The sequence below is a fragment of the Bacillus sp. FSL W8-1127 genome (assembly GCF_038006725.1).
Lineage (GTDB): Bacteria > Bacillota > Bacilli > Bacillales > DSM-4216 > Bacillus_O > Bacillus_O smithii.
Genome location: NZ_JBBOVU010000001.1, coordinates 2,588,040 through 2,605,382, shown reverse-complemented (window position 1 = coordinate 2,605,382; position 17,343 = coordinate 2,588,040). Strand labels below are relative to the sequence as shown.

The 17,343-nt window shown below is 42.2% G+C and carries 12 protein-coding genes; 10 read left to right on the top strand and 2 right to left on the bottom strand.

Annotated features, from left to right (window positions below; genetic code table 11):
* Positions 1-68: 68 nt before the first annotated feature.
* The 4 genes from accD (at position 69) to pyk (ending at position 5,152) form a co-directional block, all read left to right on the top strand.
* The gene (gene accD / locus NST12_RS12235) at positions 69-938 is read left to right on the top strand and encodes an acetyl-CoA carboxylase, carboxyltransferase subunit beta (protein WP_003355622.1); all 870 of its coding nucleotides are present in this window, start codon (positions 69-71) and stop codon (positions 936-938) included.
* Positions 932-1,912, top strand: coding sequence for an acetyl-CoA carboxylase carboxyl transferase subunit alpha (gene accA, locus NST12_RS12230; RefSeq protein ID WP_003355621.1), 981 nt, complete (start codon positions 932-934; stop codon positions 1,910-1,912). Before accD ends, accA begins: the two co-directional genes overlap by 7 nt.
* Positions 1,913-2,407: 495 nt before the next feature.
* Entirely contained in the window at positions 2,408-3,367 is a 960-nt protein-coding gene (gene pfkA, locus NST12_RS12225) for a 6-phosphofructokinase (RefSeq protein ID WP_340396326.1), read from the top strand.
* 24 nt (positions 3,368-3,391) lie between these two features.
* Positions 3,392-5,152, top strand: coding sequence for a pyruvate kinase (pyk, locus tag NST12_RS12220; RefSeq protein WP_341101382.1), 1,761 nt, complete (start codon positions 3,392-3,394; stop codon positions 5,150-5,152).
* A gap of 908 nt (positions 5,153-6,060) precedes the next feature.
* On the opposite strand, the gene ytvI is transcribed toward pyk, so the two are convergent.
* Together ytvI and NST12_RS12210 are read right to left on the bottom strand one after the other, a co-directional pair.
* Positions 6,061-7,194 (bottom strand): sporulation integral membrane protein YtvI, encoded by a 1,134-nt coding sequence (ytvI, locus tag NST12_RS12215; protein WP_048623817.1) that lies wholly within the window; start codon positions 7,192-7,194, stop codon positions 6,061-6,063.
* Between the two features lie 239 nt (positions 7,195-7,433).
* Entirely contained in the window at positions 7,434-8,801 is a 1,368-nt protein-coding gene (locus NST12_RS12210) for an ISLre2 family transposase (protein ID WP_003355652.1), read from the bottom strand.
* Between the two features lie 361 nt (positions 8,802-9,162).
* Here NST12_RS12210 and NST12_RS12205 point away from each other — a divergent pair, with 361 nt between their 5' ends.
* The 6 genes from NST12_RS12205 to polA all read left to right on the top strand — a co-directional run bounded on the left by NST12_RS12205 (position 9,163) and on the right by polA (position 17,340).
* Positions 9,163-9,624, top strand: coding sequence for a DUF441 domain-containing protein (locus tag NST12_RS12205; protein WP_048623816.1), 462 nt, complete (start codon positions 9,163-9,165; stop codon positions 9,622-9,624).
* Positions 9,625-9,881: 257 nt separating this feature from the next.
* The gene (gene citZ, locus NST12_RS12200; RefSeq protein ID WP_341101379.1) at positions 9,882-10,997 is read left to right on the top strand and encodes a citrate synthase; all 1,116 of its coding nucleotides are present in this window, start codon (positions 9,882-9,884) and stop codon (positions 10,995-10,997) included.
* A 182-nt stretch (positions 10,998-11,179) separates the two neighbouring features.
* Complete coding sequence (gene icd, locus NST12_RS12195) at positions 11,180-12,451, top strand: NADP-dependent isocitrate dehydrogenase (protein WP_048623814.1); 1,272 nt, start codon at positions 11,180-11,182, stop codon at positions 12,449-12,451.
* A gap of 85 nt (positions 12,452-12,536) precedes the next feature.
* Positions 12,537-13,475: a malate dehydrogenase gene (gene mdh, locus NST12_RS12190; protein WP_003355613.1), complete on the top strand. Its 939-nt coding sequence runs from the start codon at positions 12,537-12,539 to the stop codon at positions 13,473-13,475.
* Between the two features lie 197 nt (positions 13,476-13,672).
* Positions 13,673-14,383, top strand: a complete 711-nt coding sequence (locus NST12_RS12185; RefSeq protein WP_003355612.1) for a response regulator transcription factor — start codon at positions 13,673-13,675, stop codon at positions 14,381-14,383.
* A 326-nt stretch (positions 14,384-14,709) separates the two neighbouring features.
* Positions 14,710-17,340, top strand: coding sequence for a DNA polymerase I (gene polA / locus NST12_RS12180; RefSeq protein WP_341101377.1), 2,631 nt, complete (start codon positions 14,710-14,712; stop codon positions 17,338-17,340).
* The last annotated feature ends 3 nt before the right edge of the window (positions 17,341-17,343 follow it).

Sequence of the window (17,343 nt, the reverse complement as noted above, 5' to 3'; positions counted from 1 at the left end):
TTTTTAAAAAAATTTGTGTAAAGTGGAGACAATCTTTAGAAGCGAAGCCTAACAAGGGAGGATTCACCTTGATTAAAGATTTCTTTAATAAGCCAAAGAAGCGAAAATATGTCACCGTTCCTTCTGATGCACCGAAGCATGACGTACCCGAAGGAATTATGACAAAATGCCCCCAGTGCAAGAAAATTATGTATACGAAAGAGTTGAAAAAAAATCTCCATATATGCCTTCATTGCGGATATCATCATCAAATGTCTGCTTATGAACGGATTGAGTCGTTGATAGATGAGGGAACTTTTACAGAAATCAATGCCGAACTTATGACAGAAAATCCTTTGAACTTTCCTCATTACCTGGAAAAAATTGAAAAAGACCGCCAAAAATCAAAATTAAATGAGGCTGTTGTGACGGGTATTGGAGAAATAAACGGATATAAGACTGCCATTGCGGTAATGGATGCTAAATTTCGCATGGGAAGCATGGGATCCGTTGTCGGGGAAAAAATCGTCAGAACGGTAGAAGAAGCCGATCGTTTAGGGATTCCGTTTATCATCTTCACTGCTTCTGGCGGTGCACGAATGCAAGAAGGTATAGTATCTCTTATGCAAATGGCGAAGACGAGTGCTGCCTTGAAGCGATTCAGTGACAACGGTGGGCTTTTCATTTCCGTGATGACCCACCCAACGACCGGAGGGGTTTCTGCTAGTTTCGCTTCCTTAGGAGATTACAATTTTGCGGAACCTGGTGCGCTGATTGGATTTGCCGGGCGCCGAATCATCGAGCAAACCATTCGGGAAGAGCTTCCGGAAGATTTTCAAACAGCGGAGTTTTTGTTGAAACATGGACAACTGGATGACGTCATTCCAAGAAATGAACTGAAGGATAAATTAACTGTCCTTTTAGATATTCATCAGCCAAGGGGTGAGCTGGCGTGGTAAACAGTCTTGAATTTGAAAAGCCGATTATTGAACTACGGGAGAAAATCGCGGAATTGAAAGAATTCACGGCCAAATCGGATGTGGATTTATCAGATGAAATTGAAACGTTGGAGAATCGGCTGGAAAAATTGGAAAAGCATATTTATGACAATTTAAAACCTTGGGATCGTGTGCAAATGGCCAGACACCCGCAACGGCCAACTACCCTTGATTATATTGAACATTTATTTACAGATTTTATCGAGCTTCATGGAGACCGCCTTTTTGGGGAGGATGAAGCCATTGTCGGCGGAGTGGCCAAATATTACGGTCTGCCGGTTACGGTAATTGGACACCAACGCGGAAAAGATACGAAAGAAAACATCCGTCGGAATTTTGGCATGCCTCATCCGGAAGGATACCGAAAGGCTCTTCGTCTTATGAAGCAAGCGGAAAAATTTCACCGTCCCATCATTTGTTTTATTGATACAAAAGGAGCTTATCCGGGTAAAGCGGCAGAGGAACGCGGACAAAGCGAAGCGATAGCCAGAAATTTGTTTGAAATGGCCGGATTAAGAGTGCCGATTGTCTGCATCGTGATCGGTGAAGGCGGAAGCGGGGGTGCTCTAGCTTTAGGGATCGGCAATCATTTATTTATGCTTGAGAACTCTACGTATTCTGTCATCTCGCCTGAAGGAGCAGCAGCTCTTTTATGGAAGGATGCTTCAAAAGCAAAATTGGCAGCCGAAACGATGAAAATTACGGCTCCAGATTTGAAAGAATTGGGAGTTATTGATGATGTGATTAAAGAAGTGCGCGGCGGCGCGCATCGCGATCCTAAAAAACAAGCCGAATTTATTGACGAAACGCTGAAACGTTCTTTAAAACAGCTCATTTCGTTGAGCGAGGAAGAATTGGTGAATCAGCGCTACGAAAAATATAGAGCTATTGGTGAATACACCGTTTTAAACGAATATATAGGAACTCATAAATAACGCGCTTCTCTTAACGGAGCGCGTTTTTTCATATACATCCATCCTCGGATTTTCCTTTTGGTGTCATCCTCCTGAGCATGAACCTTTCTATGATTGGCCGCTCGATTTTTGCAGGTATGATCAGATCAGCGTTTGGAATTGTTTCTGAAATTGGAAAGAATAAACATTCGATGGTATGGTAATTTTTTCACATTATGTATCTTGAGTCCTTTATTAGGAAATAAATTGAAATGATTTTGTTTGTCGGAGAGAATAAAAAACGCTTCCAGTTCACCGACAATTTTGTCTTTTTGAAAGGATTGTTAGGTATATTGTGAACACCTTTCCTTCGTGGTATTTTAAAGAGGGATATTGCTAGCAGAACTGTAGAAATGCTGTAGACCTCGATCAAAAATAGAGGATTGCCCGCATGAGGAAACAGGATTTCTACACTTGGACTTTAGAAAACAGAATAAAATGAGTGGCAGTGCAAATTACTTTGTAGAGGTGATGATGATGAAAAGAATCGGCGTTTTAACAAGCGGGGGCGATGCTCCGGGAATGAATGCCGCGATTCGGGCGGTCGTAAGGAAGGGAATTTTTCATAATTTAGAAGTTTTTGGGATTTATCAAGGTTATACTGGTTTAATTAACGGACATATTGAAAAACTTGAATTAGGTTCTGTTGGTGATATTGTTCATCGCGGAGGAACGATTTTACGATCAGCACGCTGCCCGGAATTTAAAACCCCGGAAGGTCAGAAAAAAGGGGTGGAACAGTTAAGAAAACACGGGATCGACGGTTTGGTCGTGATTGGCGGAGACGGTTCTTATCGCGGGGCAAAAGCTTTAACGGAACTTGGTTTTCCATGCATCGGGGTTCCGGGAACGATTGACAATGATATCCCGGGAACGGAATTTACGATCGGTTTTGACACGGCTCTCAATACAGTGATTGATGCTATTGACAAAATCAGAGATACGGCAAGTTCCCATGAAAGAACCTTTATTATTGAAGTAATGGGAAGAGATGCCGGTGATTTAGCGTTGTGGGCTGGATTGGCCGGCGGAGCTGAAACGATTGTGATTCCGGAAGAACCTTTCAATATGGATGAAATCATCGAACGGTTAAAGAATGGTCAAAAACGCCACAAAAAGCATAGTATTATCGTAGTAGCGGAAGGTGTTATGAGCGGGACAGAGTTTGCGAAATTGATCCAAAAAGAATGTGATATAGAAGTTAGGGTTTCTGTGCTCGGACACATTCAGCGTGGAGGATCGCCGACAGCTACAGACCGTGTGTTGGCTAGCCGCCTAGGAGCCAGAGCAGTGGAATTGTTGATCGAAGGAAAAGGCGGACGAGCAGTCGGTATTGAAAAAAATCAACTTGTCGATTATGACATTATAGAAGCACTTGGCAGAAAGCATCAATTGGATCTAAACATGTACAAGCTTTCAAAAGAACTTTCTATTTAATTTGTGGATATGGGGTGGTAAACCGTGAGAAAAACGAAAATTGTATGTACGATTGGGCCAGCAAGCGAAAGCGTAGAAATGTTGGCAAAATTAATGGAAGCCGGAATGAACGTCGCTCGATTAAATTTCTCTCATGGAGATCATGAAGAACATGCTGTTCGGATTCGAAATATTCGTGAGGCTGCTAAACAAACCGGCAAAACGGTAGGCATTTTGCTGGATACAAAAGGACCGGAAATTCGCACGCATAATATGGAGAACGGTGCTGTCGAACTGAAAAAAGGCACAAATGTCATTGTTTCAATGAAAGAAGTAACTGGAACGGCAGAAAAATTTTCGGTTACTTATCCAAACTTAATCGATGATGTAGAAATAGGATCGAGAATCTTGCTGGATGACGGTTTGATAGGATTGGAAGTTGTTTCTATCGACAAAGAAAATGGAGAAATTCATACGAAAGTATTAAACAGCGGTGTTCTTAAGAATAAAAAAGGAGTAAATGTTCCTGGCGTTTCGGTTAATTTGCCTGGTATTACCGAAAAGGATGCAAAAGATATCATTTTTGGAATCCAGCAAGGGATTGATTTCATTGCTGCTTCCTTTGTAAGAAGAGCGTCCGATGTCTTGGAAATCCGACAAATTCTTGAGGAACATAATGCGACACATATTCAAATCATTCCTAAAATCGAAAGCCAAGAGGGCGTTGAAAACATCGATGAAATCTTGGAAGTATCCGATGGGTTAATGGTGGCACGAGGCGATTTGGGAGTGGAAATTCCAGCTGAAGAAGTTCCGCTTGTCCAAAAAGAACTGATCAAAAAATGCAACGAGATGGGGAAACCGGTTATTACTGCGACACAGATGCTGGATTCCATGCAAAGAAATCCGCGCCCTACCCGTGCGGAAGCTAGTGACGTGGCCAATGCCATCTTTGATGGTACCGATGCGATCATGTTGTCAGGAGAAACCGCAGCGGGAGCGTATCCGCTTGAGGCCGTACAAACGATGCACCGGATTGCTTCACGAGCGGAAAAAGCTCTGAACTATCCTGCCATCTTGACCGAAAGAAGCAAGAACACAGGACATAATATGACCAATGCCATTGGACAGTCCGTTGCCTATACGGCTCTTAATTTAGATGTTCATGCGATTATCGCACCAACCGTAAGCGGCCATACAGCCAAAATGATTTCACGCTACAGAACGAAAGCGCCGATTATTGCGGTTACTTCTAGTGAGCAAGTTTGCCGCAGTCTTGCCCTTGTGTGGGGAGTTTATCCGCAAAAAAGTAAAGCAGCTGAATCCACTGATGAAATGTTGGAGTTGGCCGTTCTTGCAGGATTAGATTCCGGCATGATCAAACAAGGAGACTTGGTTGTGATTACGGCTGGGGTTCCTGTAGGTGAATCCGGTACGACCAATTTAATGAAAATCCACGTTGTGGGAGATATCCTTGTAAAAGGGCAAGGAATTGGAAGAAAATCAGCTGTAGGGAAAGTAGTCATCGCCAAAAATGCAAAAGAAGCATTAGAAAAAGTGCAAGAGAATTCCATTTTAGTCACAATAGGAACGGATAAAGACATGGTTCCAGCTATTGAAAAATGTGCGGCACTTATAACGGAAGAAGGCGGAATAACCAGCCACGGGGCTGTTGTAGGATTGAATTTAGGGATTCCTGTTATAGTGGGAGTAGAAGATGCCATGAAAAATTTAAAAGAAGGACAGGAAGTCACCGTCGATGCCGCCTGCGGTGTGGTTTATAACGGACGTGCCAGCGTGCTTTAACGAATAAGAAGAAGCTGGGTTCCCAGCTTCTTCTCTTCTTATGTGCGCCCGGCATGTACATGAACTATAGGGTGTAAGTCCCGAACCCCGAAGACAGAAGTAGAGGTTAGCCAAGAGCAAGGGTGTCCGTGGTGACGCGGAATCTGAAGGAAGCTGGAGGCAAAACACCGGTCCGAGGAACACGAACCTCATATAAGGCTAGGTATGATTGAGTGAGTTTGCATAACAAAACAAAGCTCTTTCTGTCGAAGGTCATATCGAGTAAATGAGGCGGATAGATGGTGTGAAAGTGCATGTACTTACCCGGGGAGGTCTGGCGGATATGTGAAGTACTCTTCATAACCTACTTAGTGATAAGTAGCTGAACCGTCAGAAGTCAGCAGAGGTCATAGTATTAGTTGGTCTAGAACAACTAAGAAGGACCGAACAATTAAGAGAGAATAGCCCTTGGTATTCAGTGAGTCATGATGAACACAGAAAACGTAGTACCTCACTTGAGGGAGGAAGCGGTGAATCCCGTGGGAGACCTCTTGGAGGGTGGAGTGACCACTGGCATAAAGAGAACAGCTATTCACGGAAGTTATAAAGACTTGCGTCAATTATCTTAATTGAACCGCCGTATACGGAACCGTACGTACGGTGGTGTGAGAGGACGGGAGTTAATCGCTCCCTCCTACTCGATTATATGGTCATGGGTTAAAGTCAAAGATCAACGTGATGCAGAAATTTTTTCGATTGGAGTCTTTAAAAAAACCAATGAATTTTTCGTTTATCTGGTGACGCTTCGCTCTTGGTGAATTACGTTCAAGTTTTCATTTCGTTTTTAGCGGGAAAATGTTAAGAATCGTCTTTTGTGAATAGAAGAAAGATGGAACGATCCGTCCTATCATAAAAAAATGTCAGCTTTATCAGCTGACATTTTTGTCTGTGGAGCTTCCTTTGATGATATAGTTCCATAAATCTTGAAATACATTGGCTTGGTGGAGGGTCTTGATGATGACAAGAACGACCGGCCCTAATATGAGGCCAAGAAATCCGACGACTTTGAAGCCGACAAATAAGGCGATCAATGTGGCTAAAGGATCCAAGCCAATGCTGGAAGAAAGAACTTTTGGTTCCATGAATTGTCGCTGCGCAATGACGATTATATAAAGAACCGAAAGACCGATTCCGAGCGAAACTTCCCCGGAAATAAATTCGTAAATAATCCACGGGACAAAAACGACTCCCGTTCCAAGGTATGGCATAAGATCCACGAGTCCTGTGACTAATGCAATCGTGATGGCGTATTTAACCCTCAAAATAAGCAATCCAATTAACACGATCACGGCCGTCATCGAAATGAGTGTGAGTTGGGCACGGACAAAACCAAAAAGTGCTTTTTTGAGGTCCACAAATACCCGCTCGCTGCTTGAACGTGCCTTTTTGGGCATATATTTTTCAAATCGATCTTTTAGTCTGTCCCAATCTTTGCTGATAAAAAAAGTGGCTAGCAATGAAAAGATTAGAACAGTAGCTGCATTAGGAATCCAAGAAATTAGATCAGGAAGCTTTAAGAAGAAATTTTTTAAAAACTCTCCGGCACTTGTAGCAATTTTTTGGCCGACATTTTGAATATTGTTCAAAATGGTTTCTTGTTGGTTGGCGCCCAAATTTTTGAACAGTTTTGAAGCTTGATCATATAACGGGATGATTTGGCCGGCAATAAAATTTTCCGTGTACTTGACAATCGTTTCCACATGTCCCGGGACTACGTTTGCCAAATAATTCGCGCCCGCTACAATTTCTGTTATCAGCAAGGAAATGATGCCGATAAAAATAGCAAAAATAATAAGGATTGAGGCAATTACCGCAACGGGTCTCGGAAACTTCAGGCGCTTTTCGAGGACATTCACGAGTGGGTTAATCAAAAAAGCGATCGCCAGCGCAATAATGAACGGATAAGTTACTTTTGACACGACAAAGAGCGCGTACAACAACAGCAAAACAGCTCCAACCACAATAAAAAAGCGCAAAACACGATATAGCTTTTCAGGATTCAATCGACTTTTCTCTCCTTATACCAAATAAGATCTTGCAATCTATTTGTATTGTAGCAGTTACCCCGTGAGAATAAAAGTGTTATCTTTTTTTAGAGTCAGTCAAGACTTTGTGGGAATTTTTTTGGTTCGCTGAAAATAGATGTAAGTCATAGGTTAGCGAACCATTTTTTTGAATTTCATCCGTAAGCGCTTTCGGACTCTCATCCCTTGCCATGACAGACGAATATGTATACCTTTTTTTACCATCCCTTGAATTCAGACAGGGCATGATAGATCGGAGTCCCGGACGATTGCTGTAAATATGGCACGTTATTCCGCGTTACCTCTGGAAGAAGACGGCGGATGCGTTGTTTCGCCTTGTTCACGATCGTCTGTTTGGTAGATGCCGTTTCCTCCGCCGGATGCGACGATTCTTCTCCTAAACGATGTCCGAAAAGACGAATCCCATCCATCCGGGCAATCATTGCCTTGAAAAACGCCCTGAGTCCCTTGTCTGTCCAACTGCGGCGGTATTTCACCCGATACGCCAGCTGGCTCATCACGCTTTCAGCCCTCCCCATCGGATACATGCCCGTTGTGTCCACTCCTTGCTCCTTCAGCCATTCCCGGTAATCACGGATGCATCCCGGCATCGATTCGATCCGGTGGATCAAGGCAGCCAGCTGTTGTTCTTTCGCTTCGTCCCCCAGCGTGCCGAGGGCGCTGTTCAGTTCCACAAGCAGCTTCTCTTCATCCTGCTTCGCCAGCTTTTGCCGAATCGCCTGCCACCGTGGATGGCCCGAGAGGCATTGGCGCAACTCACGCGCCACGTGGAATCGATCCAATTGGAAGCAGACCCGTCCTTTGAAATACTCCCGGCACGCGGTAATCCATGGAGCGCCGTCCCCGTTGATGACAAGAAGATCCCGACACGGATCATAGGCATATTCGTTCATCAAAAATTCCTCGAAGCCTTCCCACACCTCCCCCTTGCCTTCATGGACGTAATGGCGCTGATTCACGAATTCGATCCGTGAGCCGTTACGCTTCCATCCTTCGTGAACGGTCAGGATTTTGTCTTCCTTGGCCCGTTTTCCCTTCCCTTGGAGAGAGACAAACAGTCCATCGGCCTCCACAAACAGCACCCGTCCATATCGCTGGTCAACCGGGCAGTGCAGCGGAACTTCAGCCTCGAGCACCAACTGGCGGATCGTCTCATGGCTCATCACCGGATACCCGACCATCTGGGCAAGCGTATGAGCCGCTTTGCGATAGGAAGAGCACTCCACAGCCAATCCCATCGCCGTTTCTTCTAGACAAGGGCTGATTGACTGCGATCCATCAAACGCTAAAAAGGAATCAAGCAAAAACGTGTAACGGTTTTGTTCTCGGTCTAAATAGTAGTTTCGCTCAAAGGTAACTTCGCCAAACAAGGTTTGAATCGTGGTGCGTCGTTTGTCTTTCAAGTGGTACCGGCGCTTGTCCCGGGTTTCCGCCAATTGTCGGTCGATGTCCTCCAACAGAGCCGTAAACAGCTCGGTGAAGGCGTTTTGCAAGGCTCGAAACAAATCAAGTTCGATCTCTTTCCATGTCAACGAATTTGTGGTAAGATGTTGTTGAATATTCATAGGACTCTCTCCTCCTGTTTGATGGTGTGAACAATGATCATCTTACCAGGGAGAGAGTCCTTTTTTCATGTTTCCTGCTTGGGATCCTACCGCGCTTTGCTTGGTGGCCCCGATGAGGGGGATTGCGAACCTACGTTCCCAACCCCCTCATCGGGGAATTCTAAGAATTTCTCCCACAAACATTTTACTCACACCTTTTTTTATAGCGTGTTAGAATCCATAAAGGCCCCTTTGCATGATTCGGATGAATAACAGTCGATTTTTTAATCAAAGAGAGGATGGCAGAATACCATTCATTCCATATGGACATGGAAAATGATTCTTTTCCTGAATTAAATCTTAAAGAAAGGAATGCATCATGATGTCACAACAACCTTTTTTATTTTTACTGCTGCTATTAGCGATCGGTTTTATTTCCAAAAACCAATCTTTAATGGTGGCGATAGCTGTATTATTAGTTTTAAAAGTCATCGGTACGGATGATAAAATTTTTTCATTGATCCACTCAAAAGGAATCAATTGGGGAGTGACCATCATTACAGTGGCTGTCCTGGTGCCTATTGCAACAGGCGAGATCGGTTTCAAAGATTTAACGGAATCCTTAAAATCTCCTTATGCATGGATTGCGTTAATTTCCGGTATTATCGTTGCCATTTTAGGAAAGCATGGGGTATCTTTACTGGCCGAATCTCCTCATATCACGACGTCACTTGTGTTGGGGACGGTTTTGGCGATTGCCCTCTTTAAAGGAGTGGCTGTCGGTCCTCTTATTGGGGCAGGAATAGCTTATACAGCAATGAGAATCTTTAGTTTTTTTCACTAGAAAAAAATATCCGACTATTTTCAATAAAGAAAGTCATTTTTCTAAAAAAATAATTTTTTTAATTTTAAGCGCTTTTGGTTCACAAAAGTCAGATAATTAGTTATAATAAGACGTGTAAGCGCATCCTTTAGTATGGATTGAATATAAAGGAATTTGTCCGCAAATAAGCGAGCGCATAAGAAAATTTTTTTACTATTTATTCATTATTTGCAAAAAAAGTGGGTAATGGGGAAATTTAAGACAAAGGAGAGATGGGTATGACTGCAACTCGTGGTCTGGAAGGAGTAGTTGCCGCTTCTACTTCTGTAAGTTCTATTATTGATGATACCCTTACATATGTGGGTTATAACATTGATGACTTAGCGGAAAATGCTTCGTTTGAAGAAGTGATATATCTGCTGTGGCATCGCCGTTTGCCGACAAAAACGGAATTAGACGAATTAAAAAATCAGCTTTCTGAAAACTATGAAATTCCTCCAGAAATTATTGACCATTTTAAAATGTATCCAATTGATAAAGTCCATCCCATGGCCGCGCTTCGCACTGCAGTATCTTTTTTAGGATTGTATGACGAAGAAGCTGACGATATGAGCGAGGAAGCGAATTATCGAAAAGCAATCCGTCTGCAAGCAAAAATGCCTGCATTGGTCACAACATTTGCCCGCATTCGTAAAGGGCTTGAACCAATTGCGCCAAACAAAAATTTAAGCTTTGCAGCGAATTTTCTTTACATGCTGAACGGAAAAGAACCGGAAAGTATTGAAGAAGAAGCATTTAATAAAGCATTGATTTTACATGCCGACCATGAATTGAATGCTTCTACTTTTACTGCGCGTGTATGTGTAGCCACCTTGTCAGATATTTATTCTGGTATTACCTCAGCGATCGGTGCTTTAAAAGGACCTCTTCATGGCGGTGCAAACGAGCAAGTAATGAAAATGTTGACGGAAATCGATTCCGTTGAAAACGTGGAACCATATATTCGGAAAAAACTGGCCAACAAAGAAAAGATAATGGGATTTGGTCACAGAGTATACCGCAAAGGTGACCCTCGTGCAAAACATTTAAAAGAAATGTCCCGAAAATTAACAGCTCTCAGAGGAGAACCAAAGTGGTTTGAAATCTCTACTCGAATTGAAGAAATTGTGACGTCTGAAAAAGGTTTGCCGCCGAATGTCGATTTCTATTCTGCATCTGTTTACCACAGCTTGGGAATTGATCATGATCTTTTCACGCCAATCTTTGCCGTCAGCCGTGTTTCAGGATGGATTGCCCATATATTAGAACAGTATGACAACAACCGTTTAATTCGTCCGCGGGCTGAATACATCGGTCCTTCCAAACAAGTGTATGTTCCGCTGGAAGATCGTTGATAACAGGCTATAAGTGGTTTAACGTCGTTCGTTGAACGATTGGTAGCGCTTGCTTGGGGAAAGCAAGTTCGTGAATCTATTGTTTACAAATGCGCGAATTATTGGTGTAATAAGAATAGTTGCACAAAGGTTAGATGCAGATGGCTTCTAACCTTTGATTCTGAAATTGGAGGTATAAGAGCATGTCACAAGGGGAAAAAATCACAGTACAGAACGGAGTTTTAAAAGTACCTAATAATCCGATTATTCCATTTATTGAAGGGGATGGAACAGGCCCTGATATTTGGAGAGCAGCTTCACGCGTTTTAGATGCGGCGGTGGAAAAAGCTTATAAAGGCGAAAGAAAAATCGTTTGGAAAGAAGTATATGCCGGCGAAAAAGCTTTCAATAAAACAGGTGAATGGCTTCCGCAAGAAACATTGGATGTCATCCGAGAATATCTCATTGCGATTAAAGGGCCTTTAACAACTCCGGTAGGCGGTGGAATTCGTTCTTTAAATGTTGCTTTACGACAAGAACTCGATCTTTTTGTGTGCCTGCGTCCAGTACGTTATTTTGAAGGAGTACCTTCACCGGTAAAACGCCCGCAAGATACCGATATGGTCATTTTCCGTGAAAATACGGAAGATATTTACGCTGGAATTGAATATCAAAAAGGCACTCCTGAAGTGAAAAAAGTCATTGATTTTCTTCAAAATGAAATGGGCGTCAAAAAAATCCGCTTCCCAGAAACTTCTGGAATCGGCATTAAACCGGTTTCGGAAGAAGGATCTAAGCGTCTTATAAGAGCGGCTATTAACTATGCAATTAAAGAAGGCAGAAAATCTGTTACATTAGTACATAAAGGAAATATTATGAAGTTTACAGAAGGTGCCTTCAAAAATTGGGGATACGAATTGGCGGAAGAAGAATTCGGCGATAAAGTATTCACGTGGGCTCAATATGACCGCATCAAAGAAGAACAAGGAACAGAAGCTGCCAATAAAGCTCAACAAGAGGCAGAAGCAGCCGGAAAAATTATTGTAAAAGATGCGATTGCGGATATTTTCTTGCAACAAATTTTAACACGTCCGCGTGAATTTGATGTAGTGGCCACTATGAATTTAAATGGAGACTACATTTCTGATGCTCTTGCTGCTCAAGTAGGCGGAATCGGTATTGCTCCAGGGGCTAATATTAACTATGAAACTGGACATGCTATTTTTGAAGCAACACATGGTACGGCTCCAAAATATGCTAATTTGGACAAGGTGAATCCATCATCCGTTATTTTGTCCGGCGTATTAATGCTTGAACATTTAGGTTGGAATGAAGCGGCCAACTTAATTGTCAAATCGATGGAAAAGACCATTGCTTCCAAAGTGGTCACATATGATTTTGCGCGCTTGATGGAAGGGGCTAAAGAAGTCAAAACATCCGAATTTGGGTCACAATTAATTGCGAATATGGAATAATGTCCATTTGTTGGATAGAAGTCGGGCTCTTAAATCGTTGAGAGCCTGCTTCTTTATATAAATCCATAATAAGGAGGAACTTCTCTTGGCGTTGAAGCGTAAAAAAATCTCTGTAATCGGTGGCGGTTTTACGGGAGCAACTACAGCGTTTTTACTTGCTCAAAAAGAACTTGGAGATGTCGTTTTGGTCGATATTCCTAACATGGAAAATCCTACAAAAGGGAAAGCTTTAGATATGCTGGAAGCTAGTCCTGTCCAAGGGTTCGATGCCAATATTACGGGTACTTCCAATTACGAAGAAACAAAAGATTCAGACGTTGTGGTCATCACAGCTGGAATTGCCCGTAAGCCTGGTATGAGCCGCGATGATCTTGTACAAACAAACCAAAAGATAATGAAAGCCGTTACGAAAGAAGTGGTGAAATATTCTCCAAACTGCTACATCATTGTGCTGACAAATCCTGTCGATGCCATGACATATACGGTTTTTAAAGAATCCGGATTCCCTAAAAACCGTGTCATTGGTCAATCAGGGGTGCTCGATACTGCTCGTTTCCGTACTTTTGTCGCGCAGGAATTGAATGTTTCCGTAAAAGATGTCACTGGTTTTGTTCTGGGCGGGCATGGCGACGATATGGTTCCGCTTGTGCGCTACTCTTATGCCGGGGGAATTCCGCTTGAAACGTTAATTCCGAAAGATCGCTTAGATGCCATTGTGGAACGCACTCGCAAAGGCGGCGGTGAAATTGTCAATCTCCTTGGCAATGGGTCTGCTTATTACGCACCTGCAGCCTCTTTGGTAGAAATGGTGGAAGCCATCGTGAAAGACCAACGCCGCATTCTTCCGGCCATTGCCTATTTAGAGGGTGAATACGGATTTGAAGGAATCTATCTTGGAGTTCCGACCATTCTTGGCGCAAACGGAATTGAAAAAGTGATCGAATTGGAGCTGACGGAAGAAGAAAAAGCTGCACTAGCTAAATCGGCAGATTCCGTACGCAACGTCATGGCTTCTTTAGTATAAACTTTCATTCGTTAGGAAAAGCTCTATGAAGCGCGATCGTTTACCGAATCGTTCTCATAGAGCTTTTCTTTTTGCCTTTTTTCAATCAATCCCTTTATCTCTTGCAAATAATCGTGAAAAGAGCTTTTGACAGCGAACGATTACTAATATAATGGAAGAGAAGAAGCAAAAATGAAAAGAGGGCGGGATTCATATCCATGAAAAAAAACATTTTGATTGTCGATGATGAATCATCTATCGTTACATTGATCCAATATAATTTAGAGCAAGCGGGGTTCCAAACAAGTTCTGCGTATGACGGTGAAGAGGCTCTGCAAAAAGTATTCAATGAGAAACCGGATTTGATTATATTGGATTGGATGCTTCCAAAATTGGATGGCATGGAGGTTTGCAAACAGCTTCGACAGCAAAAAATCATGACCCCCATTTTGATGTTGACCGCCAAAGATGAAGAAGTGGATAAAGTTCTTGGATTGGAACTTGGTGCTGATGATTATATGACGAAGCCATTCAGCCCTCGTGAATTGATGGCCAGGGTGAAAGCGATCTTAAGAAGACAGCAGTTTCTTACGGAACCACAAAGTGAACAGTCGCAAGAACCTGATTTTCTGCAAGTCGGCGATGTGACCATTTATCAACATCTGTACGAGGCTTATTATAAAGATCAACTTTTGGAATTGACGCCAAAAGAATTTGAGCTGCTCCTATATTTAATTAAAAACAAAGGCCGAGTTTTATCAAGAGACCAGCTTCTAAATGCGGTTTGGAATTATGATTTTGCCGGCGATACGCGAATTGTAGATGTTCATATTAGCCATTTGCGTGAAAAAATCGAAAATAATACGAAAAAACCCCAATATATTAAGACCATCAGAGGAATCGGCTATAAATTTGAAGAGCCAAAATAAACAATTAGTTTAACAAAAGCTGCTATCCGGATTTCATTATAAAAGTCATAAAGATCGTAAAAAGGATGGACGGCCGCTTATCGCCCTCTGATAGATCTCTCCGCTTGAAATCAGCTCATTGAATCCAATTGGAAAACAAGCTTTTGTCATATAAAATAGTTTTGTTAAATGGTGGAACGTCCTTGGTACCCGATTAGTGAGAAATGGCGCATTTTCATGATCGAAGGGGCCTCCATAAAGAAAAAGCGGGTGGAAAACCGCTTTTTTCTTTTCGGTTCTTTGCATGGTAGAATAACAAGTAGGAGAAGACAAAGGGAGGTTGCCTAGTGAAGAAGAAACTGATTTTGATAGATGGAAACAACATTGCATACCGTGCTTTTTTCGCCCTTCCGTTATTAAATAATGAAAAAGGTATTCACACCAATGCGATTTACGGCTTTACGATGATGCTGAACAAAATATTAGAGGAAGAAAAGCCAACCCATATGTTGGTGGCATTTGATGCCGGCAAAACGACTTTTCGACATGAAACATTCAAGGAATATAAAGGCGGCAGGCAAAAAACGCCTCCGGAACTATCGGAACAATTTCCGTTTATCCGCGATTTATTAAAGTCTTTTCACATTCCGCAATTTGAACTAGAAAATTATGAAGCGGATGATATCATTGGTACCCTTTCATTAGAAGCGGAGAAAAAAGATTTTGAAATCAAAATTTACAGCGGAGACAAAGATTTGACCCAATTGGCTTCGGAGAAAACAACGGTTTGTCTCTGTCGAAAGGGAATTACCGATATTGAAGAATACACTCCGGAACATGTAAAAGAAAAATACGGTCTTACCCCTCAACAAATTATCGACATGAAAGGTTTGATGGGAGACTCTTCGGATAATATTCCTGGAGTCCCTGGAATCGGCGAAAAAACGGCGATTAAACTGTTAAAAGAATTTGAAACCGTTGAAAAGGTAGTCGATTCTATTGATGAAATCAGCGGAAAAAAGCTAAAAGAACGGCTTCAAGAACATAAACAACAAGCTTTAATGAGCAAAGAACTAGCAACCATTAAAAGAGATGCTCCTTTAGGGATTACGGTTGAAGAACTTGAGTATCAAGGACCGGACTGGGAAAAAGTTCAGAGCATTTATAAGGAACTTGGATTCCAGTCTCTGCTGGAGAAAATAGATCAAACTCAGGAAACAGAAGTGCAGCCATTAGAAAAATTGGAGTATCAAACTGTCGAAGAAATCACGGAGGATTTGTTCGAACAGGAAAATTCTTTTTATTTAGAGATGATTGGTGAAAATTATTTCATTAGCGACATTGTCGGTATGGCTGTTCAAAATGAAAAAGGAATTTTTTATTTGCCGACAGAATCAACTTTAAAATCTCCTGTTTTTAAAAAATGGGCTGAAGACGAAACGAAAAAGAAAACGGTGTTTGATGCTAAGCGTACGGTTATTGCCTTGCGGAGGCATGGAATTGAACTGAAAGGGATTGAATTTGATTTACTGCTAGCTTCTTATTTAATTAACCCGTCTGAATCCCCTTCCGATTTTGCCGATGTAGCTAAGCTTCATGGTTTTAATGAAGTGCAATCCGACGAAGCGGTCTACGGAAAAGGGGCGAAATTAAAGCTCCCGGACAGAGAATTTTATGAGGAGCATATTGCAAGAAAAGCGGTGGGGCTTACTAAATTGGCGGAAACATGTCGAGATGTTCTGAAAGAAAATGATCAGCTCTCTCTTTTTTACGATTTAGAAATGCCGCTTGCTTTGATTTTGGCCGATATGGAATGGACAGGCGTAAAGGTGGACGTGGATCGGTTGACAGAAATGGGTGACGAACTTCACAACAGGCTGCAGGAAATCGAAAAGGAAATCTATGAATTGGCCGGACAAGAGTTTAACATTAACTCTCCTAAACAACTAGGGCATATTTTATTTGAAAAAATGGGGCTGCCGGTGATAAAGAAAACGAAAACAGGTTATTCCACATCCGCCGATGTATTGGAAAAATTGGAAAGCAGTCATGAAATCGTTCGCTACATTTTGGAGTACCGCCAGCTAGGAAAATTGCAATCCACTTATATAGATGGGCTGTTGAAAGTCGTTCACCAAAATACTCATAAAGTGCATACTCGCTTTAATCAAGCTCTTACACAGACAGGCAGACTGAGTTCCGCAGATCCTAATTTGCAAAACATCCCGATCAGACTCGAAGAAGGAAGGAAAATCCGCCAAGCTTTTGTCCCGTCTGAAAAAGATTGGGTCATCTTTTCAGCGGATTATTCACAAATCGAATTGCGGGTTCTCGCTCATATATCCGGTGATCAAAAGCTTATTGAAGCCTTCCGAGAGGATATGGATATCCACACCAAAACGGCCATGGATGTTTTTCATGTACAAAAAGAAGAAGTGACATCCAATATGAGGAGACAGGCGAAAGCCGTTAATTTTGGGATTGTCTATGGAATCAGCGATTATGGACTCTCACAAAATTTAGGGATTACGAGAAAGGAAGCCGGTCAGTTTATTGAACGTTATTTTGCTTCTTATCCGGATGTAAAAGAATATATGGATGAGATTGTTAGAGAAGCGAAACGAAAAGGTTATGTAACCACATTGCTTCATAGAAGACGATATTTGCCGGAGATTACAAGCCGAAATTTCAATGTACGCAGCTTTGCAGAGCGGACGGCCATGAATACGCCAATACAAGGAAGCGCTGCTGATATTATTAAAAAAGCAATGATTGATATGGCAGAACGATTGAAGAAAGAACAGCTTAAATCGAGAATGCTTCTTCAAGTGCATGATGAATTGATTTTTGAAGTTCCTCCCGATGAGATAGAAACGATGAAAAAAATCGTACCAGATGTAATGGAACATGCGGTTGAATTGAAAGTTCCGCTAAAAGTGGATTATGCCTATGGCCCCACTTGGTATGATGCTAAATAGGCG